Origin of the sequence: Bradyrhizobium lablabi, assembly GCF_018129385.1 — a bacterium.
GTDB classification, from domain to species: Bacteria; Pseudomonadota; Alphaproteobacteria; order Rhizobiales; family Xanthobacteraceae; genus Bradyrhizobium; species Bradyrhizobium lablabi_C.
Genome location: NZ_JAFCLN010000014.1, coordinates 25,245 through 49,429 on the forward strand (window position 1 = coordinate 25,245; position 24,185 = coordinate 49,429).

Sequence of the window (24,185 nt, forward strand, 5' to 3'; positions counted from 1 at the left end):
AGAGGAAATGCCCAACCTTAATATCAACGGGCGGAATATGTCCGTCGAAGCGGCCAACGATACGCCGCTGCTTTGGGTCATCCGGGAACAGTTACAGATGACCGGCACGAAGTTCGGTTGCGGTGCGGGCCTCTGCGGCGCCTGCACGGTCCATCTCAACGGCGAAGCGGTGCGCTCCTGTCAGACCTTGCTCGGCGATGCCGTCGGAAAAAAGATCACCACGATCGAAGGGCTCAGCCCCAAGGGCGATCATCCGCTGCAAAAGGCGTGGATCCTCGAGCAGGTGCCGCAATGCGGCTACTGCCAGTCCGGCCAGATCATGCAGGCAGCTTCCCTGCTTGCCAAGAATTCCAATCCGACCAAAGAAGAAGTGGTCGCGCATATGGACGGCAATCTCTGCCGCTGCATGACCTATTCGCGCATCCAGAAGGCGATCATGCGCGCCGCTGCCGACATGCGCACCGCGTCCAACGCCGGCACCGAGCGGAGGCCCACATGAACAAGCACGTGAAGCCAGCCGAAAATCAAGCCACCGATCTCAGCCGCCGCTCGTTTCTCGTCGGCACGTCCGCCGCCGCCGGTCTCGCGCTCGGCTATTCGGCCGTTCCCGGCCTGTTGGGAGCGGACCAGGCGCTCGCCGCGCCGTCCAAATTCGATCCCAGTGTCTGGTATTCGATCGCGCCGGATGGCCTCGTCACCGTGACCTGCGGCAAGGCCGACATGGGCCAGCACATCGCCTCCACCATGGCGCAGATCGTCTGCGAGGAGCTCGGCGCCAACTGGAAGGACATGCGGGTGCAGCTCGCCTCGAATGATCCGAAGTTCAACGACCCCGTGCTCGGTGCGCAGATCACCGGCGGAAGCTGGTCGACCATGATGAATTTCGATGCGATGAGCCGCGCCGGTGCTGCGGGACGCATTGCATTGACCGAGGCCGCCAGCGCCGCGATGGGCGTGCCGGCAGGCGAACTCGTGGTGCGCGATTCCACGATCTCGCATCCGAAGTCGAAGAAGCAGATGAGCTTTGCCGATGTCGTCAAGAGCGGCAAGGCGACCAAGACCTTCACGCCGGATGAGCTCAAGGCCATCAAGCTGAAGACGCCGGATCAATACACCATGATCGGCGTCTCGGTGCCGCAGCTCGACATCCCCTCCAAGACCAACGGCACGGCAAAATACGGCATCGACGTGATGCTGCCGGGCATGGCCTACGGCAAGGTGGTGACGCCGCCGGTGCGCTACGGCGCCACCGTGAAGTCGGTCGATGACAGCGCCGCGAAAAAAGTGCCGGGCTTCATCAAGGCGATCGCGCTGGACGACAAGACCGGCAGTACCACCGGCTGGGTGGTGGCGGTCGCCAACACCTATGCCAACGCGGCGAAAGCGGCGGAGGCGCTCAAGATCACCTACGACAACGGGCCGAACGCAAAGCTGTCGAGCGAGTCGCTGCTCGCCGAGGCGAAACGGCTACAGGCGCTCGACGATTCCGGCCAGTTCTTCGTCAAGGACGGCGATACGGCCGCCGCCCTCGGCACGGCCGCCAAGGTGATGGAGGCGGAATACACCACCAACATCAACATTCACGCGCCGCTCGAGCCGATGAACGCCACCGCGGAGTTCAAGGGCGACATCCTGCATATCTATTCCGGCAACCAGTTCGCGACCCGCACTGGCGCGATCGCGGCGGGTGCCGCCGGGATCGATCCGAAATTCGTGGTGATGCACCAGATGTGGCTGGGCGGCGGCTTCGGCCGGCGTCTGGACGCCGACATGATGGTGCCGGCGGTGCAGGCGGCAAAGGCCGTCGGCAAGCCGGTCAAGGTGATCTACAGCCGCGAAAACGACATGACCATGGATTATTCGCGCCCGCTCACCTATCAAAAGGTCAAGGCCGGGCTCGACGGCGACGGCAAGCTGGTCGCGCTCAACCATGACGTGGTCTCGGCCTGGCCGACCGCGCGCTGGGGGATTCCCGACTTCCTGTCGCCCTCGGTCGACAAGAAGGGCCCGCTCGACGCGTTCACCGTGAATGGCGCAGACTTCTTCTACTCCGTGCCCAATCACAATGTCCGCGCGATCAAGAACGAGATGGCGCACAACGCCACCCCGTCCGGCCAGTTGCGCTCGGTCGCGCCGGGCTGGACGTTCTGGGCGGTCGAAAGCATGATCGACGAGCTTGCTCATGCGTCCGGCAAGGATCCGGCGCTGTACCGGATTGCGATGCTGGACGGCAAGGGCAAGAACGACGGCGGCGCGCAAAAGCTGCGCAACACCCTGCTCGCCGCGATGGGCATGGCCGGCTACGGCACGGTCAAGCTGCCGAAGGGCGAGGGCATGGGCGTGGCCTGCGTCTCCTCACAGGAGCGTGCGACCGCGAGCTGGACCGCGTGTGTAGCCCATGTCGCGGTGGCGCCGTCCGGTGAAGTCAAGGTCAAGAAGCTGACGGTCGCCACCGATGTCGGCATGCAGGTGCATCCCGACAATATCCGCGCCCAGGTCGAGGGCGCGGCGCTGTGGGGCCTTTCGCTCGCCATGTATGAGAAGGCGACGCTGAAGGACGGCGGCATCGAGCAGACCAACTTCGACACCTACACGCCGCTGCGGATGAGCCAGATGCCGGAAGTCGCGGTCAACGTCATCGCCAATGGCGACAAGCCGACCGGCGTCGGCGAGCCGGCGGTGACGGTGGTCGCGCCGGCGATCGGCAATGCCATCTTCAACGCCTGCGGTGCCCGCGTGCGCGCGCTGCCGATCACGGCGGAAGCGGTGAAGGCGGGCATGAAGGCGTAGGGCGCCTCGAAGGCTGATAACAACGATCCGCCGGAGACGTTCTCCGGCGGATTTTTTTGTGCGGGGAGTGTCGCCCACACTCCTCGTCATGCCCCGCCAACGGGTCGCGCGAATGCGCGCCCGATGACAGGCTCCGGCGGGCATCCAGTACGCCGCGGCCTCTCGTTCAGGCAACAACGGCCTCTGGGATACTGGATCATCCGCCTTCGCGGATGATGACGGCCGTGTGTGTGGCGGCGGCGATCCTTAAAATTCTAACGACCGCGCTGCATCTCCGTTCATCATCTCCCTTAAGCACAAGGGAACACCTCCTCAGGTAGCGTCAGGCATCGCTCACGCCGTCGGCTACGCGCCCCGAGGATCCATGTCCGCTTCCGCCAACAACACTTCGACCAAACGCCGCCTGCTGCTGGCATCGGACCGCAGCGATCAGAGCGTCGAGCTCGCCAGCATCTTGCAGAACCTCGGCCAGGTCGAGACGGTCGCCACATCGGATATTCCCGATGCGCCCACCGGGCTGTCGGGCGTCGTGGTCGACATCAACCTGCGCTCGCCGGAGAGCGTGCAGCTCGTGCGCAACAAGCTGAGCAAGCAGGCCTATCGCGAGACGCCGCGGCTGTTCGTGCTGGCCGATGCACTGCATCACGCCACCATGCAGGCCTGGGCGCTCGGCGCCACCGACACGATCTCGCGCCCGTTCGACGCCAAGGCCATCATGCAGCGCGTCCGCGCGGCGTTCCCGGATTCCAGCGGCTATGACGAGACCGACCGCGGCAAGGCGCTGAACCGCGGCGTCGAGGCCGCGCACGCCGTGATGGTCAAGATTTTTGAAAAGCTGCCGGCCGGCGAGCCGCTGAAGTTCGACGACATCGTCGCCGCCGAGAACAAGATCCTGAAAGCGATCAGGCATTCTTCACTGCGGGAATGGCTGACCACGGTCGGCTGCCATCACAACGAAACCTATCGCCATTGCCTGTTCGTCACGGGTTTTGCCGTGTCGTTCGCCCAGCATCTCGGCATGCGCGAGGACGACCAGCGCCGGCTCGCGCGTGCGGCGCTGCTGCATGACGTCGGCAAGGCGTTCATGCCGGTCGAGATCCTCGACAAGCCGGGCGACCTAACCGAGGAGGAAAAAGCCGTCATTCGCGAGCATCCGCGCCGTGGCTATGACGCGCTCTCGGCCCAAGGCGGATTCCCGCCGGAAATGCTCGACGTCATCCTGCACCATCACGAATTCCTCGACGGCACCGGCTATCCGAACGGCCTCTCCGGCAGCCAGATCAGCGACATCGTACGCCTGACCACGATCGTCGATATCTACGCCGCTTTGGTGGAGAAGCGCGCCTACCGCCTGCAATTCACCCATGTGAAGGCGTTCTCCGAAATGGAGAAGATGGACGGCAAACTCGACAAGCACCTCCTACAGGCGTTTCGCCCGGTGGCCTTCGGGCATTATTAAGCGCAGGCCCCTCCGCCGTCATTGCGAGGAGCGAAGCGACGAAGCAATCCAGCTTTCTTGGTGCGGCAAAGCTGGATTGCTTCGCGGAGCCTGTCATCGGGCGCGCGTTCGCGCGACCCGTTGGCTCGCAATGACGGAGGAGAGATTGGCGCGAGCGCATCACCCCAGCATCTTCCGCAGCTCCGCCTTCGCCACCTTCTCCAGCGTGGAGCGCGGCATGTCGTCGACGAAGCGGATCTCGCGCGGCACCTTGAAGTCGGCGAGCGAGCTTTTGCAGGCGGCCATCACGGTGTCGTGCAGATTGGCCGGCAGCCTTGCGACGCCGTCCTGCGGGATGATGAAGACGACCGGCACCTCGTCCAGCATCGGATGCTTCTTGGCCACCACGGCGGCCTCGCGCACGCCGGGGACGACGGCGATCACCTGCTCGATCTCGGACGCCGCGACATTCTCGCCGCCGACCTTCAGCATGTCCTTGGCGCGGTCGCCGAACCTGATGAAGCCGTTCTCCAGCATCGTGACGCGGTCGCCGGTGATGAAATAGCCGTGCTCGTCAAAACTTTCGCGCGTCGCCTTTTCGTTGTGCAGATATTCGGCAAACAGCGACAGGCCGGGAATACCCTTGATCAGGAGATTGCCGGTGTCGCCGACGTTCGTCGGCGTGCCGTCGTCACCGGTGATGCGGATCGAATATTCCGGTGCGGCGCGGCCGACCGACATCGGGATGTTCGGCTGGTCGACCTCGCCGACGATGCCGTGGGTGATGGTCTCGGTCATGCCCCACCAGCCGATCATCTTGATGCCGAATGCAGCGAACGCCGGCGGCTCGTTGATGGCGGTGCCCCAGAGCCGGAATTGGTGGTGCCTCGGCACTTCGTGCTCGAGCAGCGCCTTCATGCAGAAGGGAATGGTCGAGGTCCAGGTCGAGCCGTGCTCCAGCGCCGTCGGCCAGAACCGGCTGGCGGAAAACCGCGGCTGGATCACGCAAGAAGCGCCGACCCATAGCGTCGCCAGCATCGAATAGGCCAGGGCGTTGGTGTGGAACAGCGGCAGATAGGTCTGGTGCACGTCGCCATGATGCAAATCCTCATGCGCGGCATTGATCTTGGCGCCCCACAGCGCGTTGGCATGCGTCCACAGCACCGCCTTCGGCCGCGACGTCGTGCCGGAAGTATATTGTACGCTGCACGGCGCGAAGGGATCGATCGCCCGCCGCGGCCGGTCGGCACTATCCGCAAACAGCGATTCAAAACTGTCGCCGCGCGAGGGCGCGCTCGCGGGTGCTGCGCCCGCGTCATGCGAAATCACCGCCATCCAGCGCAGGCCCTTGCAGCTCGCCGCGACCAGTTCGGCATAGGCCGGCTGCGTGATCGCAGCGACTGCGCCGCAATGTCCGGCAAAATACTCCATCTCGGCGGCGGCCGAGCGCGTGTTGGTGGTTACCGCGATGGCACCCAGCTCGACGCAGGCGAACCAGGCCAGCATCGCCTCGATGCAATTGTCGAGATGGATCAGCACATATTCGCCCGGCCTGATGCCGCGCTTCGCAAGCCCGGCGGCGAGCGCGCCCACCCGCTCATGGAATTCGCCATAAGACCATTTTCGCGAGGGCGCGTCGAACGGCGCCCAGATCAGGAACGGATGCTCCTTCCGCGTCTCGGCCCGCATCCGCAGCAGCCACGGCACGTCAAGCCCGGCAAACGGTCCGACGATGCCCGGCGCCGGCTGTGAATAGCTCATGTTTCCTCCCGCGCAGCCTTGCTGGCCGCTTTTGATCTTGTGGAAACAGTTTTGCCATTGGATCGCGCGGGGGGCAAATCCCTCGGCGTCATTGCGAGCGAAGCGAAGCAATCCAGCTTCCTGCGCCGCGACAAGAAAGCTGGATTGCTTCGTCGCTGCGCTCCTCGCAATGACGGAGGAGAGGCTACGCTTCCCCCTCATACGATGAAATCTCGATCAAACTTCCATCAGGGTCGCGGCAGTAGACCGAGCGCAGCGTGCCGCGGGCGCCCTGCTTGGCCGCCGGGCCTTCCTCGATCTTCACGCCATTCGCCCGAAGATGCGCCACCACCTGTTCCGGCGTGCTCGACGTGAGGAAGCACAGATCGTCGCTGCCGGGGGTCTCGTGGTCGGCGGTGAACCATTCCACCTTGTCGGCGTCACGCGGCCGCACATTGATCTTCTGGTTGCCGAATACGAGAGAAGTCCGCGGCGTCTTGCCCGGGCCGGGATCGAACACCCGGATCTCCATGCCCAAAATGGTTGCGTACCATTTTGCCGAACGCTCCACGTCCGCGACGTTGATCACGAGATGATCGAGCGCATTAACCTTCACGGACATGGCTTATCCTTTCGTCGTGGCCTTCGGCCGTTCTGTCGCACTGGCCGCCCCTAAGGAGGTTTGTTACAACGCCGCGCGTTGCGAATTCAACAGACAAGGGCCGGGCCTCGCATCCGGTTCGCAGGGAGAAAATTTCATGATTTCACGCCGTTCCGCCATTGGCCTGTTCGCGCTCTCGGTCGCGGCCGCAGCCCCGCTCGGCAGCGCGATGGCGCTGGATTATCCAACCCGGCCGGTGAAATGGGTGGTCGGCTATCCGCCCGGAGGCGCTACCGACATCATCGCGCGCCTGATCGGCCAGCGCCTGTCGGAAAGACTCGGCCAGCAATTCGTGATCGAGAACAAGCCCGGCGCCGGCAACAACATCGCCACCGAGTCGGTCATCAATGCCGAGCCCGACGGCTACACGCTGTTGCTGGTGAACCCGGCGAACTACATCAACACCTCGCTCTACGCCAACCTCAAGTTCAATGTCCCTCGCGACGTCGCGCCGGTTGCGGCGTTCAACCGCGTGCCGAACGTGATGACCGTCAACAAGGACGTGCCGGCAAAAACCGTTGCCGAGTTCATCGCCTATGTGAAGGCCAATCCCGGCAAGGTGAATCTCGCCTCGTCCGGTAATGGCACCTCGGTGCATCTGTCCGGCGAAATGTTCATGGCGATGTCGGGCGCCAAGATGCAGCATGTGCCCTACCGCGGCGCGGCGCCGGCGCTGACCGACCTGATCGCCGGCCAGGTCCAGGTGATCTTCGACAATATGCCCTCCGTGCTCCAGCACATCCGTTCCGGATCCCTGCGGGCGCTGGCGGTCACCTCGACGGCGAAGTCTCCGCTGCTGCCCGACGTGCCGGTGCTCGCCGACACCATTCCGGGCTACGAGGCAAGCGCGCTGTTCGGCATGGGCGCGCCGAAGAACACGCCTAAGGAAATCATCGAAAAGCTCAACAAGGAGGTCAACGCGGTGCTGGCCGAACCGGCGATCAAGGCGCGCCTGACCGAGCTCGGTGGCGAGCCGCTGATCGGCACGCCCGAGGCGTTCGGCGCCATGATCGTCGCGGAAACGGAAAAGTGGAAAAAAGTGATCGAGGGTGCCGGCATCCAGAAGGTAGAATAGACCGTGACCTAGCTCACGGAACCTTCTCATGCTGCGTGTTGTTTTGCGGTCAAGGCGACACGCTCTCAAAGGAGAAAAGGCATGCGCAAGATAATGTTCGCAATGATGACGCTGGCAGCAGCCGGCGTCGCAAGCGTGGCCGGCTCCGCGCCGGCCGCGGCTTATGACTATCCCTACTGCCTGCAAGGCCGCGGCATCGGCGTTCCCGGCGACTGTTCCTACCAGACCTATGCCCAATGCCAGGCGAGTGCTTCAGGACGCGCCCTCTACTGCAATATCAATCCGCGTGTCGCCTTTGCGCGGCAGCAGCCGCGCATCCGGTACCATAGAGACTATTGATCTGACGTTTCGCCGGGCCGGTCGCGATCGGCGCAACTGAAAAAGGCCCGTTGCCGAAAGGCGGCGGGCCTTCACGCATTTGTGGGCCTGTCGGCTTGACTCCAGGCCGGCCCTCTCTATACTAAACCACATGGTTAAGTATCAGGAAGACACGCTCGACCGCACCTTTGCCGCGCTTTCCGACCCGACCCGGCGTGCCTTGCTGGCGCGGCTCGGCGAGCGGAACGCCATTTCGGTGAGCGAACTGGCCAAACCCTTCGCGATGTCGCTGCCCGCGATCATGAAGCACCTCGACGTGCTGTCGGATGCGGGCCTTGTGACGCGTGAAAAAGCCGGCCGCGTGGTCTCCTGCCGGCTGACCGCACGACCGATGGAGCAGGCGATGGAATGGCTCAATCGCTACGCGCGCTTCTGGTCCGAAAACCTCGACCGCCTTGCCGCCTTTGTGGAGGAAAACCCATGGCCAACCCATCCCGCGCCGCAGCCGATACAGGCCTTGCCAACCGGCCAAGCCTCACCCTCACGCGCCGGTTCAACGCATCGATCGAAAAAGTCTACGCCGCCTGGGCGGAGCCGGAAAAACTAGTGCAGTGGTTCGGGCCGTCCAAAATCAAGCCCGGCACGCTCAAGGCCGAGATGGATGTGCGCGTCGGCGGCCGCTACCGCATCAGCTTTGTGCACGAGAGCGGTGAATATTCCGAGGTCGGCGGCGTCTACCGCGAGGTGGTGCCGAACCGGCGCCTCGAGTTCAGCTGGGCCTGGCATTCGACGCCCGAGCGCGAGTCGCTGGTCAGGATCGAGCTCAAGCCCGACGGCGCCGCGACGCTGCTCACCTTCCACCACGAGCAGTTCTTCGACCAGAGCGCGCGCGACAATCACGAGCGCGGCTGGATCCAGCTTTTCGGCAGCCTGGAAAACTATCTCGCCTGAGGGGAGGAGCCGCCCATGCAACCGCACAACGTCGTCTCGCGTGAGGAATGGCTCGCCGCCCGCAAAGCCCATCTGGCGCATGAGAAGGAATTCACCCGCGCCCGCGAACGGCTGAACGAGGAGCGCCGCGCGCTGCCATGGGTCAAGGTCGACAAGGACTATGTGTTCGATGGGCCGCGCGGCAAGGCCTCGCTCGCAGATCTGTTCAAGGGCCAGAGCCAGCTCGTGGTGCAGCATTTCATGTTCGCGCCCGACTGGGACGCCGCCTGCGAGAGCTGCTCGTTCTGGGCCGACGGGTTCGAGCGCATGATCCCGCATCTGGCCGCCCGCGACACCGCCATGGTCGCGGTCTCGCGTGCGCCGCTGGCAAAACTCGAGGCGTTCAAGCGTCGGATGGGCTGGACGTTCGACTGGTTCTCGTCGGGCGGAAGCGATTTCAACTATGACTTTGCGGTCTCGTTTACATCGGACGAGATCAAGGACGGCCATCAGCGCTACAATTTCGGCACCAGCGGTTTTGGCGGCGAGGAGGCGCCCGGCATCAGCGTGTTCTATCGCGACGGGCAGGGTGCGATCTTTCACACCTATTCGTGTTTCGCGCGCGGCCTCGACATGATGAACGCCGCTTATCACTATCTCGACCTGACGCCGCTCGGGCGTCATGAGGAGGGCCTGCCCTATCCGATGGATTGGGTGCGGCTACGTGACCAGTACCAACCTGCACCGGATCAGGCATCTTGCTGCCGCTCGCAATGACGGCAGAACAGCAAGAAGGATAAAGCATGGCCTATGTCGACGGCTTCATCGTCGCGGTTCCCAAGAAGAACATCGCCGCCTATCGCAAACTATCGACCGCTTGCGGAAAGATCTGGCGCGGATACGGCGCGCTGGATTATCGCGAATGGGTCGCCGATGACGTCAAGGTCGGCAAGCTCACCTCGTTTCCGCGTGCGGTCAAGCGCAAGCCGAACGAGACCGTGGTGTTCGCCTGGATCACCTACAAGTCGCGCGCCCAGCGCGACAAGATCAATGCCAAGGTGATGAAGGATCCGCGCCTCGCAAAGATGATGACCGGACAGAAGTCGCCGTTCGACTCCAAGCGGATGATCTACGGCGGCTTTACGAACCTGGTGAAGGTGTAAGCCCGCCGCGGCGTCACACCGTTGCACGCGCTGCCGCGCTTGCCGCGGCGGCTGCACAAGATCTGCAAGAAAATACCTGAAATTCTCGGCTTGCTTCGACTTTGCGTCTCCGTATGCTTTGCAATACAAAGCTAGGAGCGCCGATGCGCGATCTCGACAAGGCCCTGGACGATATCCTTGCTATCCGCAGCCAGATTGCGGCTGGCACCGCGTTTCGCGGCTACGGCCCGGCGACAGTTGCGGCGACCGGCGGCGTCGCTTTGCTGACCGCCGCCCTGCAATATCAGTGGCTCGCCGATCCGACCTCTGAACCTCTCACGTTCCTCGCGACCTGGGCTGCCGCGGCCCTGCTGTCCACGATCTTGATTTGGGTAGAGATGCGAGCGCGGTCGCAGCGGCATCATTCCGGCCTGGCCGACGCGATGGTCTATCAGGCGGTTGGGCAGTTCCTGCCCGCTGGCGTCGCGGGCGCCTTACTGGCCTTCATGCTCTGGAAAATCGCGCCGGAAACGCTGTGGATGCTGCCCGGCTTCTGGCAGCTTCTGGTCGGTCTCGGGATTTTCGCGTCGGTGCGCTCGCTGCCGCGGACGGTGGCGCTGGCCGGCGCCTGGTACTTTGTCGCGGGTTTCGTCGTGCTGCTGCTGGCGAGCCAGACTCATGCGCTGTCGCCGTGGACGATGGGCTTGCCGTTTGCGGTTGGACAATTGCTGATGGCGGCGCTTTTGCACTTTGCCTCGGGAGATGACGATGCCGAAGACTGAAAGCGGCAATGCGCCTTTCTCTTATGACGGGCTTGACCGCGTGATTCACGAGAAAGCACGGCTGGGACTGATGACCTCCCTGATGGCGCATCCAAAAGGCCTCAGCTTTGCCGACCTCAAGCAGCTCTGCGGCCTCACCGACGGCAATCTCAGTCGGCATTTGCAGGTGCTACAGGAAGCGGGCCTTGTCGACGTGATCAAAGGCTATGAAGGCAACCGTCCACACACCAGTTGCCGCCTGACCAAGGCTGGCCGCCGCCGGTTCCTGGATTATCTCGCCGTGCTCGAACGCCTTGTGCGCGACGCCGCCAAGGCTGCGGGCAAGGAAGACGCGCGGTCGGTACGCCTGGGCATCCTGCCGACCTGACCAACTCCTTTTTTGATCGGAGACTTTGCAATGCAAAGTAATCTATCTTCCAAACTGAACGCGCGCCTGCATGTCGGCATTATCATGGACGGTAACGGACGATGGGCGACGCGGCGGGGCCTGTCGCGCCTGCGCGGCCATGAGGCGGGCGTCGAGGCGATCCGCCGCGTCGTCGAGGCCGCGCCCGATCAAGGCGTCGGTACGCTGACGCTCTATGCGTTCTCCAGCGACAACTGGCGCCGGCCGCCGGCCGAAGTGAGCGGGCTGATGGCTCTGCTGCGCTCCTATCTCGACAAAGAGATCGACAGCCTCGCGCGTAACGGCGTGCGCCTGACCGTGATCGGCCGCCGCGACCGGCTTCCCGGCGGACTGGCGCAAGCGATCGGCGATGCCGAAACCACTACCGCCGCTGGCGACGCATTGCATCTTCGCATCGCGATCGACTATTCGGCGCGTGACGCAATCCTGAATGCTGCCGTCAAGGCCGCGGGCACGGCCGATCTCACCCGCGAGAAGCTCGCTCAACTCATCACCGGCGAGGCCGGCTTGCGCGACGTTGATCTCGTCATCCGGACCAGTGGCGAGAAACGGCTGTCGGACTTCCTGCTCTGGGAAAGCGCCTACGCCGAACTGCACTTCACCGACCGGATGTGGCCGGAATTTTGCGCGGACGATCTGGCTGAAGCGCTGAGCAGCTTCCATCGCCGCGAGCGCCGCTTTGGCGGTCTGCGGGCGATCGCCTCCGCCGACGTTCCGAGCCTGTAGCCGCGGGAGCATCCGTCGATGCGCATCCTCCTCATCAATGTGCCGCATCCTGCGATTGGCAGCCGCATTCCCGACGATCACCTGCCGCCGCTCGGATTGCTCGCGATCGGAGGTCCGTTGATCGACGACGGCCACGAAGTCCGGCTGATCGATGGCGAGTTCGGGCCGATGCCGAAGCAAGACATCGTCGCACAGACGATCGCGTTCCGCCCCGATGCCGTGCTGTTCGGCCATTCCGGCTCGACCTCCGGTCATCCCGTGATCGCCGAGATCGCCTCCGCCATCGCCGCAACGCTGCCGCAGACGCTGATCGTGTATGGAGGCGTGTTTCCCACCTATCATTGGCGCGAGATTCTCGCCGGTGAGCCCTACATCACCGCCATCGTGCGCGGAGAGGGCGAGGAAACCGCCCGCCGCCTGATGCGCGCCCTGGAGTTCGGTCACGGCCTCGCCGGCGTCGACGGTATCGCCTATCGCGACGCCAACGGGCCGCGCGCGACGCGGCCGGCGGCTGTCATCCGCGATCTCGACGCTTACCGGATCGGCTGGGAGCTGATCGATCATGGCAGATACAGCTACTGGGGCGGCCTGCGTGCGGCGGTGGTGCAGTTCTCGCGCGGCTGTCCGCATCTGTGCAACTATTGCGGCCAGCGCGGCTTCTGGACCCGGTGGCGGCACCGCGATCCTGTCCGCTTTGCCAAGGAGCTGGCGCGTCTTCACCGCGAGCACGGCGTCAAGGTAATCAATTTCGCCGACGAGAATCCGACTGTCTCGAAGAAGGCCTGGAAGGCCTTCCTCGAAGCGCTGATCGCGGAAAATGTCGACCTGATCCTGGTCGGCTCGACCCGCGCCGACGACATCGTGCGCGATGCCGATATCCTGCACCTCTACAAGAAAGCAGGCTGGCAGCGTTTCCTGCTCGGCATGGAAAGCACCGACGAGAAGACGCTGGAGCTGATCCGCAAGGGCGCCACCACCACGACCGACCGCGAGGCCATCCGCCTGATGCGCCAACACGGCATTCTCTCGATGGCGACCTGGGTGGTCGGCTTCGAGGAAGAAACCGACCGCGACCACTGGCGTGGATTGCGTCAGCTACTGTCGTATGACCCCGATCAGGTTCAACTGCTGTACGTCACGCCGCACCGCTGGACGCCGTATTTCAGGCTGGCCGCGCAGCGCCGGGTGATCCAGACCGACCGCCGGCGCTGGGACTACAAGCATCAGGTGCTGGCAACGCGGCACATGCCGCCCTGGCGCGTGCTGCTCTGGTTCAAGTTCACCGAGATGGTGCTGCAATGCCGGCCGAAGGCGATCTGGCGGGTGTTGTTCCAGCGCGATGCCGGCCTGCGTCACGCGATGCGCTGGTACACCCAGATGGGGCGCCGCGTCTGGCCGCACGAAATCCTCGGCTTCCTGCTCGATCGACTGACCGTGAACGGCCCGACCGTCGCCGAGTTCTGGGGCGCGCCGCAGGATGGCGAGGAGGAATCGATGTCGTCCTCCCGGCCGGAGCGGCCGGTCGGCACAAGACAGGCGGCGTGACAGGCCGTGGCCGATCCGCGACGCGGCGGCGTCAGCGCTTGGCGCTCGCGGTCTTCTCGGTCGCGGTGCAGGAAATGAGAAGCGTAAAGGCGCGCGCCGCGCCGGCGATTTCGGGCGTCTTCATCTCGCCCTTCGGTTCCGCGACCTGATAGGGAACGACGCTGTTGTCGAGGAAGTCGCGTATCGCGCCGGTCTTGATCGCGAAATTGATGTTTTCCGGAATATCGCCGGTGGCCCTGGCAATCTTCAGCGCGTTGATCTTTGCCGCGACCATGCCGACGACCTGACCGTTGGTGTCCAGCAGCGGCCCGCCGCTGTTGCCGGGCTGGACCGCGGCGCTGATCTGGAGGAAGCGGGTGTTGTTGAACAGGCCGCTCAGCGAACTCACGATGCCGGTCGTCACCGTAAAGTCCGACGTCAGCAGGCCGTGGTAGGGAAAGCCGATCGCGACGACGGAATCGCCGGAGCGGATCGAGCGTTCCCGGATCTTCGCAAACTCCTTGAACGAGCCTGCCGGCGCTTGCAGCAAGGCAAGATCATTGGTTTCATCGCCCGACACGAGCCGCAGGTTGATCGGCGCTTCGCCGGTCAGGTTGCCCTTGATGTCGCCGGTGCAGCCGTCGACCACGTGATGGTTGGTGACGACATGCCCGTTGGCGCTGATCGCGAAACCCGTGCCGGTCTTGCCATAAGTCTTCGGCTTTCCCGATCCCGCTGCATCAGGCGTATCGGCCGGCTTCGCTGCCACCGGTTTTGCGGCGCTGAAGTCGCCGGCCTTTGCGATGCCGTCAGCCTTGACCCTTGTGACGCAATTGGCGAGCGCCGCAAGCAATGGGGCCGTCGAAGTCAGGTTGAATTGCAAGGGCGTGCCGCCGGCCACCGCCACCATCAGGCTGGCTTTCTGAAAGTCACGCGCGACGTTCGGCGGCAGGATGGCGGTGGTGAGCGACGGCGAATTGGCGGTCGCAAACAGCCGCGCCTGCGACTGGCCGTCGAAGGTGACGTCGATCGGAGTGGTGCTGCCCTTGGTGAAATTGAACCGCGGGCTGCCAAAACCCAGCAGCCAGCCATTGTTCGCATTCCGCCCCACGATCAGCGATACGCCGCTGGCGTAATCGGAGCCGGCGGCGCAGTGCGAGAACGCTCCGTTGTCGTCGGTATAGGCCCCGCCAATCCAGTTTCCGACACGGATCGTGCCGAACGGTCCCGCCGCGTATGCAACCGTGACAATGGCGATCTGAAAAAGACACGATGCGACAATCGACTTGAACATGACCCGCCCTCAACCCTATGGCTGCATCTTACGGGTTTCTACCCTGCTGACGCAACCGGGAGTCGTTAACCGATCAGATGACGAATGCGCTCATGACGTGCCTCAGCGGTCACAAAAGGCAGGGTTGACACCAACGTCATCGCCACCAGACTAAGCAGCATGCGCATCACCCTGATCCACGCCCTGAAACATTCGATCATGCCGATCGAGGCCTCCTTCGCAAGACTGTGGCCCGACGCGCGCCTGATGAACCTGCTCGACGACAGCCTGTCGGCCGATCTGGCGCGCGATGGCGCGCTCACGGACGCGATGACCGGGCGCTTCCAAAAGCTCGGGCGCTATGCGGCCGGCACCGGCTCGGATGCGATCCTGTTCACCTGCTCGGCCTTCGGACCCTGCATCGAGGCCGTTGCCCGCGAACGGGCGCCGATGCTGGTGCTGAAGCCGAACGAGGCGATGATCGAGCAGGCTGCTGCAAAGGGCCGCAAGGTCGGCCTGCTCTCGACCTTCGCGCCGACCCTTGCGTCGATGCCGGGGGAATTTCCGGCGTTCATCGAGATCGTTCCGAAATTGGCCGAAGGTGCACTCGCCGCGCTCGATCGCGGCGACCGGGCGGAGCATGACCGCATTGTCATCGAGGCGTCGAAGGATTTGCGCGACTGCGACCTGATCGCGCTCGCCCAATACAGCATGGCGCCCGCGGCGGCACAGGTGGCTGAGGTGGCGGGAAGACCGGTGCTCACCACGCCGGACAGCGCGGTGATGAAGCTGAAGGAGTTGCTGTTGCGATAGAGCATGATCCGGAAAGTGGGAACCGGTTTTCCCTGTGTCAAACGCGAAGCGTTTGCGCGGAAATCATGCTCAAACAAGCGGGCCGAGGATCAATCCTCTTTCGCCTTGGCGGGCTTCTTGGCCGGCACGTCCAGCGCCTTCTTGACCGCCCGCGCATAACTGTCGGCGGCGTTTTCCGCCGAATTCCGCAATCGTTTTGCGGTTGCGGTTGCATGCTCCATGGTGCTTTTGGCCATCAGCTTGAACCGCGCCTTGGCTTCCTTGCTCTTGGCGGAAGCTGCCTTTGCCATCAACTGGCCGTGCTGCTTCCTGGCAGCCTCCATCAGGGTCTTGCTCTGAACCTTTGCGGTTTGACGGATCACGGTTACGAGGTCGGCGTCAGCCATTCAGGGTCACTCGATGCTGGAAGGAGAAGGTGATGTCGGAAGCGTATGGCCGGCGGCTGATCGATGGCGCACCCGACACGATTCGAACGTGTGACCTTTGCCTTCGGAGAGCAAAAGGACGCCACTCATGGATGTCCGGGATGACTATAACATATTGAAACGAAGCGCTTTCCTTTCACTGACATCCTGGTCATCATTGGCCTATGTGTGGGACCCTATGTGGGATGAGGGGACGCGTGTACAATATCGACACCGCGGCAAAACGTGCAAGGCTAAGCTCGCGTAAAAATCCCTTTTGGCAAGGTATCTCGGGCGGCCGCGGCGGCGTCAGTCTCGGCTATCGAAAGCCCGCGCGAGGCCCGGGCTCTTGGATTGCGAAGTTCGCGCTCGACGGCGTGCGGGTCGAAGAGCGTCTTGGTGTTGCAGATGATCGCGACGCGCCGTTTGGGGCGCTCTCATTTGCTGCTGCCTCCGCTGCCGCTCTGACGTGGGCGAAACAGCAGGCCGAAATCGCTGACAACAAAGATGGGACCGACCCGCTTGCAAAGGCGCCTACCGTCAAATCGGCGGTCATCAACTATATCTCGTACCGAGAGGCGCGTTCGAAGTCGACCGGCGGCAACGCAAAGAGCCGTCTCGATCTCCACGTTCTTGCAAATGAGAAGTTCAGCAGCATCCGTCTTTCCAAGCTACGCGTTGCGGATTTTGACGTTTGGCGAGAGGGCCTGCCTTGGGATCTTGCGAAGACTTCCATTAACCGATTGCAGAACGATCTTCGGGCGGCACTTAACCGCGCAGTCGAGAAACATCGACGCGAGTTGCCGGCCTCTCTGTCGCTTGAGATAAAACTCGGAACGCGAGCGGTCGAAATCGAAGAGGCCTCGGCCCCGAAGGTCCTGTTGACCGATCAACAGGTAAGGGCTGCCGTGAGTGCAGCGTTCGAAGTCGACGAGGACTTCGGGTATGTTGTCTTGCTCCTGGCCGTGACCGGAGCGCGCTATTCGCAGCTTGGCGCTATGAAAGTGCGAAGCGTGCAAAAAGCACAGTCGCGGATCATGGTGCCAGCTTCGAAGAAGGGACGAAGCAGGAAAGCAAAGCCTGATATCGCGGTACCTGTTGGGCGCGAAACGATAGGCGCCTTGATACGGATCTGTCGTCGATCGCCAGATGAGTTTTTGCTTCGGCGTTGGGCTTACAAGCGAAAGGGGCGGCTAGAATGGGAACGCGATCGGCTCCGGCCGCTGGGGCAGGCCTACGAGGCTGAAGAGCAGTGGGCGGCGGTGGTTCATAGAGCGCGCTTGCCGGCGGGCGCCGTGATGTATTCGCTGCGTCACAGCTCTATTGTTCGCGCCCTGAAAAAGAATCTTCCTGTACGGCTCGTGGCCGCTCTGCACGACACTTCGGTCGAGATGATCGAAAAGCATTACGCCGCGTATATCGTCGAAGTCACAGAGGACATTACGCGCCGTTCAATAATCGCGCTAACGTCCGTTAATTTGCAGGCCGCTGAGTAGCGGCAGTGTGCGCAAAGCGCTCAAGGATCAAAGGAAATTCGGCGCCGCAGTATGTCGTTTGTATGCCATTTCATCCAGTGTTTTCAACACGTTATTGACAATATAGAGATTCTAGAAGATAAGTTCGGGGTCGCGATTTGCCTGATTTGCCTGAGTTGATGTGTGCCTGAAGCGACAAGTCTTGTCTCCCTCTTCAGGAGTGCAAATCCCGTGACTCGTAACCAGGTTAGTGCAGTAAGCGCACCGTCTTCGTCCCACGAATACACGCCTTGGCGCGATCGGCCGATGCTCCAGCTCAAAATCGCCGCTGAGATCGCTGGCGTGTCGCCGGCAACGCTGTATCGCTTTGCAGACGAAGGCAAATTGACGTTGCGCGAGTTTGGCGGTCGAACGTTGGTTGCCACGGAAAGCTTGATCCTGCTGCTGAACACCGCGAAGGCTTGGACCCCGCGAAGGCGCGGCGAACAAGCGCGCGCTAGACGCAAAGAGATCGCACGAGCTTCGCACAGCTAAGCGGCCTCAGCAGTGAAGACCTCATTGCAGAATGACGCGTGTCGGCTGTCCAAGTTAACCGCTCCGAAGCGCACACCGGGCTCGATTGGAGGCCCAGGTCTGAGCGCCATTCGTACGGCTTGCGAACCTTACAGACAGCAGTTGGCTGGCTTGATGCCGGTGTTCGAGAAAATCGGACGGCATATCGATGCGACCATGGCTCAGCCACGGTATGACAAGCTATTTGCCGTCGACCGAGAGCGCGTCGTCATCGCAGTAGGCGACACGCAGTGGGGCGATCGAGTGTTGCTAACGGAGTTGCGCGTCGACGAGATCGCGCAGGCTTTGGTGGTATGCGCGTTGCCTGTCACCGAGAAGCAGCTTTCCGAAGCCGTCTGTCACGGCTGGGCTGAATGGAGTCGTCGAGCTCGCAAAAGCTTTCGACGTGGCGTTCCAGCATGGAATAACCAAGCAACCGCATCTGTTGGCGGCATTCTATTCCTCTGCCCGGAGTTCAGAGCCAAGCTGGCCCAACTCGCGGTTAGCGGTGAAGTACCCGTCATCGCTATCGCGATAGATTCCGCGGGCACCACGCGAAAGCGCCTGAAGTGTCGCGTCCGCGCCGCCGTTTTCCCATGGCCTGCTTGGGCTCGTGCGTCCGGCCACGTTGCCGGCTGCGCCTAGGAATTTGCAATGAACGCCCCAATCATAATGCCGCTCACTTTTGAGGCTCTGTGGCAACTTGGTTATCGCAACCTGCTTCCAATAATTCCGCCGAAGGTGGAGATCAGCGAGCACTCTACGTTATTCAAGCGGATCGACACGACGCAAGACGGTCGTGGCAAAACGCCAGGAGTTTGCGGCACTGACGGAAAGTGGAGATCATTCGATTGGATCAAGCACGAAACAACGCTCGATGATCTCGCGCGCTGGCAGCGCATGGGCGCAAGCATTGGAGTCAAGATGGGCTTCGGCCTCGCGTTTATCGACGCTGACACGCTCAACAAGACTCATGCCGGACTGATCCTCACAATCACCGCGCAGAAGCTAGGAAAGCTACCTTGTAGAATTGGAAACTATCCAAAGGCGGGCTATCTGTGCCGCATTACAGGCCCGATGAAGTATGTCAGGCTCGATTTCGGCGACAACGAACGCGTCGAGATCCTCACCGAAGGCCGCCAGGCAGTATTCGCCGGCCTGCACCCGAAAACCGACAAGATATACACTTGGCCTTTCCCGCTCGTTCCGTTCAACCAGCTTCCGGTCTTCACGCCGCAGCAACTCGTCGACCTACTGAACGAACTGCGCTCCATTTTGCCGGCGGCCAAGCCGATCGTCACCGAGGGGGCGACTACAACGGTCGATCAAAAATCTCTCAAGGGTGATCTCGAAACGGTTCGCAAGGCCGTGACGGCCACACCGAATACGAGCGAAGCATTTTCGACGCGCGAAAGCTGGCGCGACTTCGGCTATGCGATCAAAGGCGCGCTCCAGGACCACCCCGAAGAGGCGTTTGAAATCTTCTCCGAATGGTCGGCGCGCTGGACCGAAAACGGCAAGCCGGTCGAGCCAGGCAACACCCCGGATTACATCGAAGCGGAGTGGAAGAGGTTCAAGCCTCCGTTTCGCGTGGGCGCGTCAAAAATATACGAGCTGGCGGAGCAGCACGCGCCAAAAGATTTTCGCCGCGTCGACCTGTGGTTCGATGAAGTCCCTGACGAGCCTCAAAGCCTGTTCGCGCCACCGCTTGCCCCGGCGACCACCGCGCGGGAAGTTGAGCCGCTGATCATAATCGACCCCACCGCCTGGTCGGGGCAACAAGCGCGGCCGCGAGAATGGATCGTCGACGGCTGGATGCCAAAGGACGAAGTGACGTTGCTTTACGGCGACGGCGGTGTCGGCAAATCGCTGCTTGCGATGCAATTTGCCACATGTGCCGCAACGGGACGGCCGTGGCTGGGCCAGGCCACGCAACCGTCGCGGGTCATGGGCTTCTTCTGCGAAGATAGTGAAGATGAGTTGCTTCGCCGGCAGATCGACATCAACCGCGCGCTCGGCGTGGACTTTACTGAGCTGACCGGCCTCCGCTTCATTTGCCGCAAGCATTCTGACAACGTGTTCGCGTTGTGGGATCGTCAGACAGGCGCCCTAAAGCTGCAGCCCGTGTGGCATCAACTAGTCGCTGCGGCGAAGGAGTTTGACGCGGGTGTCGTCATCGTTGATACGATTGCGGATGTCTACGCCGGCTCCGAAATCGACCGGGTGCAAGTGAACGCCTTCGTGAAGGGCGTCTTGGGGCGCTTGGGAAAAGAGATCGGCGCCACGGTGCTCGCCCTCGGTCATCCTTCCGTAGCAGGAAAGCAGTCAGGCGAGGGCACGTCTGGGTCGACCGCGTGGAACAACGCCGTCAGGTCTCGACTGTACTTAAAGCACCCCAAAGGCGCCGAGGGCGGCAACACGCGCGTGCTCGAAGGTCGTAAGTCCAACTACGGGCCGAAGGGCTCGCAATTGATCGTGCGCTACAATCGTGGAGCGTTCGAAATGCTGGCCGGCTCGCAGCCGGCTGCTCAACGGGATGGTACAGCGGCCGCTCCGGAGGTCGTGAGCATAGGCGAGGCTGCCGAGCGGGCCGTCGTCTCGGTGTTAATGGCGTACCCGAATGAGCGGCTGAGCATGGCGTCGAACAGTCAATACTACGCGGTCAAGGTCCTGCGCGGTCTCGACCCCGAAGGGTTCGCACCTTTTCCTGACGACAAGGTGGTGGCTGCGATACGCAACTTGGAACGCCGCGAGGCCATTCGAGAACAGCGTGTCGGCAGCACCGAGCACGGGCGGGCGGTCCACGGGTATGTCGTTGTGCCGGAGAAGATCGCTCCGCCGCCCACCGCTGAACAACCAGCCGCGGTTTTCGATTAGGAGCAATCAGGATGTATGCTGTTCAGACATACGCGGGCGCGACAGGCTCGAATTGCAAAGTCCCCTGCCGGCGCTTTGCAAAGTCCCCCATCCACTTTGCAATGACCCCAGATAAGTATCTGAATCCACGTTATTTTCGGTCGATTGCAAAGTCGTTGCAAAGCTCCAATCGGCAAAGTGTTGCAAAGCTCTGCAAAGTTCAATGTTTTCAGGCTTGCAAAGCTCTGCAAAGTCGAATTGCAAAGTCCCACCCCTACGGGGGAAGGCCCGGCGCACGCCGCCTTGTGGCTGCGGGCCTTCCTCCCTTGGTGTTTTGGGGTCGCGAGCGAGGCCGAAATCAAGGCTCGATCAGAGAAGCGCGCGGCATACTTTATCGGCCCCTATCGGCGGGGTGGTGCTGATGGCGCGCCGGCGCAAAACCTCGCAGCTCGATCAGTGGCGCAAGTCAGGCACGTTTCGTGAGATTGCCCGCCAGAGCGCAAAAGCCAACCTGCGCAAGTTCAGGAGCGCGCCGCGCTGCGGCGCCAAGCGTAAGCGTGACGGAAAGCCATGTGCGAATCCCGCCATGAAAAATGGCCGCTGCGGCATACATGGCGGTAAGACGCCGAGCGGCCGACAATGGCATGTCGTTCAATATCCCGCCGACGAGGCCAAATTCAATCGAAAGCTGCGCGACCTAGAACGACGCGCGGCGAAGCGGGCTGCAAGGCTGGCCAATCTGTCGCCGGAAGCTCGGGCCGCGTATGACGAGTGGCACCGAACGCATCGCTCTGGCCTTTCCAAGGCCGCGAGGAGCGCCGAACGCGAGAGGGCGCGCCAGAACGCGGATCTTCGCCGTTTAGTCGCTCAGGGGGCTTCTCAGGCGACGACAGACCCTGAAACGCTTCAGATCCGCGACGCGTTGAGCATTGCCAGGGCAAGGCTTGCCGAGTTGGAAGCCCGAATCGAGGCCGACAAAGGGGTATTTGGATGATCGACGACGAAGACGAAAACGACGAATTCGACGGGATGAACGAACTGGACATCCGTGAAGAGCTTCTGCATCGTTTGCGAACAACGGGCGCGGCAAAAGCGGTTAAAACCGCAATGAAGCTTTGCGACGATCCTAAAGCGCCTGCCGCGGCGAAAGCGTCAGCGGTGAACTCGCTGCTTCGCGCTGCGGGCTTTTTCGTGAATCACGATCCTGCCGGTGAGAAAGATCTCGCTCAAATGACACCCGCAGAACTGTCGCGTGCTTACGAAAAGGCCAAATCCGCCTTGGCGAACGCAGAACGAGGAGGGGAAACCGATATGTTGCCGGCCGAACGAAACATTTTCGATTAGCGCCTACTGGGTTCCATCAATTCGGTAAGTTGGTACGTGACGTTCAACGCGAGATTCCACAAATGCTTCCATCTAGGAACGCGCTCGCAGAACACCCCGCTGTTCGGGGCCACTCGATGAAAATCCTGTGCCAGCGATTCGCACTCTGGCTTGCTGAATGAGGCCGACATTCGAATGTGTTGGGGAAGCCTCGCGTACGTCGGGCCCCAAACAAAATAGTAGAGAGGAAAATTCAGCCAAGCTACGAAGCAAGCTATAAGGGCAAGGCAGATCAAAGTTCTCATGGAAAATTTCTTCAATAATAGAAAATTTGCCACGCCTTTTAGAAACTCATTTCTTGCGTGGCTTGCGCTTGGACAAGCCCCCAGGCTTGTACGTTCCAGCCGCCTTCCGGGCCGCGATGTCGCGCATAATTCCAGCCATGGATTGCCTCAGTCGTCTCAGACGGATCTTCTTCCGCGCCCGGGCTTCGATGAAAGCGCGGCCTTCCGGTGTATCGGCTGGCGGGGGCGTAAACTTCTCTCGAGCCTTGCGACGCGCTTCTAGGTAAGATGCTAGGTCGCTTTCGTCGATCAACGGCGGCCGGCCCAGGATGTAAGGAATGTGCCCAGCCATGCAAAGGTATCGGATCGCGCGCGGTTTGCGTTCAAATTTTTCGGCAGCTTCCTTGATTGTGAGAAGCTTGAAGGGGCGGACTGCCGCATTCTCCGGTGCATAGTAAAACTGAGGAGTTGGTCTCGTGGGCTCTACGTTGCGTTTGATCTCGACTTGCGGCAGCCGGAAGCGCCTGACCTTGGCGCTGGCAACAAATATTTGCAGATCTTTTTCGGAGATCGTCACCGGCCGGCCCTTGTAATACGATAACCGACGCTCGAGCCGCATGCGTTTGATGTACGACGGCGCGCGTCGCAACAGTTCAGCCGCTTCGCTCTCAAGCAAAACCTTTTGCAGCATAATTTGCCCTCGGGACTCAACGTCTGCCGCGCATGAAACGACGTTGAATGAGCGCTGTCAAAGCCAAAGTTGTATCATGTCGCGCATTACAACCTGTGCGTTGACATACACAAATAGCGCCCCGTATCGTCTTTGCGCGGGACTAGAAACCCCGTGCAACAGGAACGCAAACCTTTGATCCGGGGTCTCGGCGTGAATGTCCAGGGCAAATGCCTAAAGACGTGCGAGGACCAACTGTAGCTGGTGTTTCTAGCCCCGGGTTATATTTTGTCGCCTAGAACGCGACACAGAAAGGAAGCTACAGATGATCAACATTGATCGCCGCGCTCTCAACCTCGTTGACGCAATCGAGATCGACCTTAGGGCAGCTCGCGCCGAGTCCCGATTTGAAGACGTGCTCGAATGCTTGGACGAAATACTGGTGCATCACAAACATACGGAAAGCGGGCTGGTTCGATCGCGGTGTGAAGAAATACTCCGCGGCGCCTAAGTTCGACCGCGGCGAGGGGCAATGAAAGGGGCGCTTAACAAGCGCCCTTTTTCTTGCGGGAAGCCTCATGTCGACGTGATTGCGCCGCACAAATCGCGTGAAATGCGCAAGGCGCGCCCAAAGTTGTCGGCGAACGCAAGCAATATCAACGCCTGAAATGGCATAGTATATGCCATTCGGTCGTTTTAGCGCCGCCGCTGCCGCGGTGGGCTGGCGATCGGGCGCAAATCATTCGCGCATACCGGCCGGCATAATTGCAAGCTTTGGCCATGCATGCCTGGTTGCTGTTGCGCCTCCGAGCAGGGCGCAGTGTGCAGTTAAGGCGGAATGATTCGCGCGGCAGCTCGCACCCGATATGCTGAGATCCGCGGCGCTTGGCGCCAGCGGCGACGCGCCCGCCTGGTGGCTGGTCCGCGACCCGCCCCCCTGGGTACGGCCCGAACGTGTAAGCGGAAACGTCGCCGGACACCCATACAAAATTGTGCGTCAACC

At 61.9% G+C, this 24,185-nt stretch carries 26 protein-coding genes; 21 read left to right on the forward strand and 5 right to left on the reverse strand.

Going from position 1 to position 24,185, the window contains the following annotated elements; all coding sequences use genetic code 11:
- The first annotated feature begins 7 nt into the window (after nt 1–7).
- The 3 genes from JQ628_RS23425 (at nt 8) to JQ628_RS23435 (ending at nt 4,249) form a co-directional block, all read left to right on the forward strand.
- A complete protein-coding gene (locus JQ628_RS23425; RefSeq protein WP_212225698.1) occupies nt 8–499 on the forward strand; it encodes a (2Fe-2S)-binding protein in 492 nt (163 codons plus the stop codon).
- Complete coding sequence (locus JQ628_RS23430) at nt 496–2,790, forward strand: xanthine dehydrogenase family protein molybdopterin-binding subunit (protein ID WP_212225700.1); 2,295 nt, start codon at nt 496–498, stop codon at nt 2,788–2,790. The genes JQ628_RS23425 and JQ628_RS23430 overlap by 4 nt, the downstream gene beginning before the upstream one ends.
- 364 nt (nt 2,791–3,154) lie before the next feature.
- The gene (locus tag JQ628_RS23435) at nt 3,155–4,249 is read left to right on the forward strand and encodes an HD domain-containing phosphohydrolase (RefSeq protein ID WP_212225705.1); all 1,095 of its coding nucleotides are present in this window, start codon (nt 3,155–3,157) and stop codon (nt 4,247–4,249) included.
- Nucleotides 4,250–4,408: 159 nt separating this feature from the next.
- Here the strand turns inward: JQ628_RS23435 and JQ628_RS23440 are convergent, their stop codons facing one another.
- The gene (locus JQ628_RS23440; protein ID WP_212225707.1) at nt 4,409–5,989 is read right to left on the reverse strand and encodes an AMP-binding protein; all 1,581 of its coding nucleotides are present in this window, start codon (nt 5,987–5,989) and stop codon (nt 4,409–4,411) included.
- Nucleotides 5,990–6,173: 184 nt separating this feature from the next.
- Nucleotides 6,174–6,590: a VOC family protein gene (locus tag JQ628_RS23445; protein WP_212225709.1), complete on the reverse strand. Its 417-nt coding sequence runs from the start codon at nt 6,588–6,590 to the stop codon at nt 6,174–6,176.
- 136 nt (nt 6,591–6,726) lie between these two features.
- Between JQ628_RS23445 and JQ628_RS23450 the strand changes: the two genes are divergently transcribed.
- The 10 genes from JQ628_RS23450 to bchE all read left to right on the forward strand — a co-directional run bounded on the left by JQ628_RS23450 (nt 6,727) and on the right by bchE (nt 13,553).
- Nucleotides 6,727–7,704 carry a Bug family tripartite tricarboxylate transporter substrate binding protein gene (locus JQ628_RS23450; protein ID WP_212225711.1) on the forward strand — a complete coding sequence of 326 codons (978 nt, stop codon included), beginning with the start codon at nt 6,727–6,729 and terminating at the stop codon, nt 7,702–7,704.
- Nucleotides 7,705–7,785: 81 nt separating this feature from the next.
- Nucleotides 7,786–8,043 carry a DUF3551 domain-containing protein gene (locus JQ628_RS23455; protein ID WP_212225718.1) on the forward strand — a complete coding sequence of 86 codons (258 nt, stop codon included), beginning with the start codon at nt 7,786–7,788 and terminating at the stop codon, nt 8,041–8,043.
- 130 nt (nt 8,044–8,173) lie between these two features.
- Entirely contained in the window at nt 8,174–8,629 is a 456-nt protein-coding gene (locus tag JQ628_RS23460) for an ArsR/SmtB family transcription factor (protein WP_212225719.1), read from the forward strand.
- The gene (locus JQ628_RS23465) at nt 8,587–8,973 is read left to right on the forward strand and encodes an SRPBCC family protein (RefSeq protein WP_212225948.1); all 387 of its coding nucleotides are present in this window, start codon (nt 8,587–8,589) and stop codon (nt 8,971–8,973) included. Before JQ628_RS23460 ends, JQ628_RS23465 begins: the two co-directional genes overlap by 43 nt.
- Before the next feature lie 15 nt (nt 8,974–8,988).
- Nucleotides 8,989–9,729 carry a DUF899 domain-containing protein gene (locus tag JQ628_RS23470; protein ID WP_212225722.1) on the forward strand — a complete coding sequence of 247 codons (741 nt, stop codon included), beginning with the start codon at nt 8,989–8,991 and terminating at the stop codon, nt 9,727–9,729.
- 26 nt (nt 9,730–9,755) lie between these two features.
- Nucleotides 9,756–10,115, forward strand: a complete 360-nt coding sequence (locus tag JQ628_RS23475; RefSeq protein WP_212225724.1) for a DUF1428 domain-containing protein — start codon at nt 9,756–9,758, stop codon at nt 10,113–10,115.
- A gap of 143 nt (nt 10,116–10,258) precedes the next feature.
- Complete coding sequence (locus tag JQ628_RS23480) at nt 10,259–10,876, forward strand: hypothetical protein (RefSeq protein WP_212225726.1); 618 nt, start codon at nt 10,259–10,261, stop codon at nt 10,874–10,876.
- Nucleotides 10,863–11,243 (forward strand): winged helix-turn-helix domain-containing protein, encoded by a 381-nt coding sequence (locus JQ628_RS23485; protein WP_212225728.1) that lies wholly within the window; start codon nt 10,863–10,865, stop codon nt 11,241–11,243. Before JQ628_RS23480 ends, JQ628_RS23485 begins: the two co-directional genes overlap by 14 nt.
- A 30-nt stretch (nt 11,244–11,273) precedes the next feature.
- A complete protein-coding gene (locus tag JQ628_RS23490; RefSeq protein WP_212225730.1) occupies nt 11,274–12,008 on the forward strand; it encodes a di-trans,poly-cis-decaprenylcistransferase in 735 nt (244 codons plus the stop codon).
- An 18-nt stretch (nt 12,009–12,026) separates the two neighbouring features.
- Nucleotides 12,027–13,553: a magnesium-protoporphyrin IX monomethyl ester anaerobic oxidative cyclase gene (bchE, locus tag JQ628_RS23495; protein WP_212225732.1), complete on the forward strand. Its 1,527-nt coding sequence runs from the start codon at nt 12,027–12,029 to the stop codon at nt 13,551–13,553.
- A gap of 31 nt (nt 13,554–13,584) precedes the next feature.
- Here the strand turns inward: bchE and JQ628_RS23500 are convergent, their stop codons facing one another.
- The gene (locus JQ628_RS23500; protein ID WP_212225734.1) at nt 13,585–14,826 is read right to left on the reverse strand and encodes a S1C family serine protease; all 1,242 of its coding nucleotides are present in this window, start codon (nt 14,824–14,826) and stop codon (nt 13,585–13,587) included.
- Between the two features lie 159 nt (nt 14,827–14,985).
- On the opposite strand from JQ628_RS23500, the gene JQ628_RS23505 reads away from it, so the two are divergent.
- Nucleotides 14,986–15,618, forward strand: a complete 633-nt coding sequence (locus JQ628_RS23505) for an aspartate/glutamate racemase family protein (protein ID WP_212225735.1) — start codon at nt 14,986–14,988, stop codon at nt 15,616–15,618.
- Nucleotides 15,619–15,707: 89 nt separating this feature from the next.
- Here JQ628_RS23505 and JQ628_RS23510 read toward each other — a convergent pair whose 3' ends face one another.
- Nucleotides 15,708–16,004, reverse strand: coding sequence for a hypothetical protein (locus tag JQ628_RS23510; RefSeq protein ID WP_212225738.1), 297 nt, complete (start codon nt 16,002–16,004; stop codon nt 15,708–15,710).
- Nucleotides 16,005–16,240: 236 nt separating this feature from the next.
- On the opposite strand from JQ628_RS23510, the gene JQ628_RS23515 reads away from it, so the two are divergent.
- The 6 genes from JQ628_RS23515 (at nt 16,241) to JQ628_RS23540 (ending at nt 22,249) form a co-directional block, all read left to right on the forward strand.
- Nucleotides 16,241–17,518: an integrase gene (locus JQ628_RS23515; protein ID WP_249128294.1), complete on the forward strand. Its 1,278-nt coding sequence runs from the start codon at nt 16,241–16,243 to the stop codon at nt 17,516–17,518.
- Between the two features lie 285 nt (nt 17,519–17,803).
- Entirely contained in the window at nt 17,804–18,031 is a 228-nt protein-coding gene (locus tag JQ628_RS23520; protein WP_212225741.1) for a helix-turn-helix domain-containing protein, read from the forward strand.
- A 153-nt stretch (nt 18,032–18,184) separates the two neighbouring features.
- Nucleotides 18,185–18,694: a hypothetical protein gene (locus JQ628_RS23525; RefSeq protein ID WP_212225743.1), complete on the forward strand. Its 510-nt coding sequence runs from the start codon at nt 18,185–18,187 to the stop codon at nt 18,692–18,694.
- 9 nt (nt 18,695–18,703) lie between these two features.
- On the forward strand, nt 18,704–20,926 hold the full coding sequence (locus tag JQ628_RS23530) for an AAA family ATPase (protein ID WP_212225745.1): 2,223 nt from the start codon (nt 18,704–18,706) through the stop codon (nt 20,924–20,926).
- 400 nt (nt 20,927–21,326) lie between these two features.
- Nucleotides 21,327–21,899 carry an HGGxSTG domain-containing protein gene (locus JQ628_RS23535; RefSeq protein ID WP_212225747.1) on the forward strand — a complete coding sequence of 191 codons (573 nt, stop codon included), beginning with the start codon at nt 21,327–21,329 and terminating at the stop codon, nt 21,897–21,899.
- Complete coding sequence (locus tag JQ628_RS23540) at nt 21,896–22,249, forward strand: hypothetical protein (RefSeq protein ID WP_212225749.1); 354 nt, start codon at nt 21,896–21,898, stop codon at nt 22,247–22,249. The genes JQ628_RS23535 and JQ628_RS23540 overlap by 4 nt, the downstream gene beginning before the upstream one ends.
- Before the next feature lie 330 nt (nt 22,250–22,579).
- Here the strand turns inward: JQ628_RS23540 and JQ628_RS23545 are convergent, their stop codons facing one another.
- A complete protein-coding gene (locus JQ628_RS23545) occupies nt 22,580–23,203 on the reverse strand; it encodes a helix-turn-helix domain-containing protein (RefSeq protein WP_212225751.1) in 624 nt (207 codons plus the stop codon).
- Nucleotides 23,204–23,507: 304 nt separating this feature from the next.
- On the opposite strand from JQ628_RS23545, the gene JQ628_RS23550 reads away from it, so the two are divergent.
- Nucleotides 23,508–23,693: a hypothetical protein gene (locus tag JQ628_RS23550; RefSeq protein WP_212225752.1), complete on the forward strand. Its 186-nt coding sequence runs from the start codon at nt 23,508–23,510 to the stop codon at nt 23,691–23,693.
- The last annotated feature ends 492 nt before the right edge of the window (nt 23,694–24,185 follow it).

Excerpts from the sequence above, each read along its gene's own strand:
- JQ628_RS23475 (WP_212225724.1), top strand. The coding sequence starts at position 9,756 with ATGGCCTATGTCGACGGCTTCATCGTCGCGGTTCCCAAGAAGAACATC.
- JQ628_RS23435 (WP_212225705.1), top strand. The coding sequence starts at position 3,155 with ATGTCCGCTTCCGCCAACAACACTTCGACCAAACGCCGCCTGCTGCTG.
- JQ628_RS23485 (WP_212225728.1), top strand. The coding sequence starts at position 10,863 with ATGCCGAAGACTGAAAGCGGCAATGCGCCTTTCTCTTATGACGGGCTT.
- JQ628_RS23480 (WP_212225726.1), top strand. The coding sequence starts at position 10,259 with ATGCGCGATCTCGACAAGGCCCTGGACGATATCCTTGCTATCCGCAGC.
- JQ628_RS23530 (WP_212225745.1), top strand. The coding sequence starts at position 18,704 with ATGAACGCCCCAATCATAATGCCGCTCACTTTTGAGGCTCTGTGGCAA.
- JQ628_RS23550 (WP_212225752.1), top strand. The coding sequence starts at position 23,508 with ATGATCAACATTGATCGCCGCGCTCTCAACCTCGTTGACGCAATCGAG.
- JQ628_RS23440 (WP_212225707.1), bottom strand. The coding sequence starts at position 5,989 with ATGAGCTATTCACAGCCGGCGCCGGGCATCGTCGGACCGTTTGCCGGG.
- JQ628_RS23455 (WP_212225718.1), top strand. The coding sequence starts at position 7,786 with ATGCGCAAGATAATGTTCGCAATGATGACGCTGGCAGCAGCCGGCGTC.
- JQ628_RS23500 (WP_212225734.1), bottom strand. The coding sequence starts at position 14,826 with ATGTTCAAGTCGATTGTCGCATCGTGTCTTTTTCAGATCGCCATTGTC.
- JQ628_RS23430 (WP_212225700.1), top strand. The coding sequence starts at position 496 with ATGAACAAGCACGTGAAGCCAGCCGAAAATCAAGCCACCGATCTCAGC.
- bchE (WP_212225732.1), top strand. The coding sequence starts at position 12,027 with ATGCGCATCCTCCTCATCAATGTGCCGCATCCTGCGATTGGCAGCCGC.
- JQ628_RS23540 (WP_212225749.1), top strand. The coding sequence starts at position 21,896 with ATGATCGACGACGAAGACGAAAACGACGAATTCGACGGGATGAACGAA.
- JQ628_RS23535 (WP_212225747.1), top strand. The coding sequence starts at position 21,327 with ATGGCGCGCCGGCGCAAAACCTCGCAGCTCGATCAGTGGCGCAAGTCA.
- JQ628_RS23470 (WP_212225722.1), top strand. The coding sequence starts at position 8,989 with ATGCAACCGCACAACGTCGTCTCGCGTGAGGAATGGCTCGCCGCCCGC.
- JQ628_RS23460 (WP_212225719.1), top strand. The coding sequence starts at position 8,174 with ATGGTTAAGTATCAGGAAGACACGCTCGACCGCACCTTTGCCGCGCTT.
- JQ628_RS23490 (WP_212225730.1), top strand. The coding sequence starts at position 11,274 with ATGCAAAGTAATCTATCTTCCAAACTGAACGCGCGCCTGCATGTCGGC.
- JQ628_RS23520 (WP_212225741.1), top strand. The coding sequence starts at position 17,804 with ATGCTCCAGCTCAAAATCGCCGCTGAGATCGCTGGCGTGTCGCCGGCA.
- JQ628_RS23425 (WP_212225698.1), top strand. The coding sequence starts at position 8 with ATGCCCAACCTTAATATCAACGGGCGGAATATGTCCGTCGAAGCGGCC.
- JQ628_RS23505 (WP_212225735.1), top strand. The coding sequence starts at position 14,986 with ATGCGCATCACCCTGATCCACGCCCTGAAACATTCGATCATGCCGATC.
- JQ628_RS23525 (WP_212225743.1), top strand. The coding sequence starts at position 18,185 with ATGCCGGTGTTCGAGAAAATCGGACGGCATATCGATGCGACCATGGCT.
- JQ628_RS23445 (WP_212225709.1), bottom strand. The coding sequence starts at position 6,590 with ATGTCCGTGAAGGTTAATGCGCTCGATCATCTCGTGATCAACGTCGCG.
- JQ628_RS23510 (WP_212225738.1), bottom strand. The coding sequence starts at position 16,004 with ATGGCTGACGCCGACCTCGTAACCGTGATCCGTCAAACCGCAAAGGTT.
- JQ628_RS23545 (WP_212225751.1), bottom strand. The coding sequence starts at position 23,203 with ATGCTGCAAAAGGTTTTGCTTGAGAGCGAAGCGGCTGAACTGTTGCGA.
- JQ628_RS23450 (WP_212225711.1), top strand. The coding sequence starts at position 6,727 with ATGATTTCACGCCGTTCCGCCATTGGCCTGTTCGCGCTCTCGGTCGCG.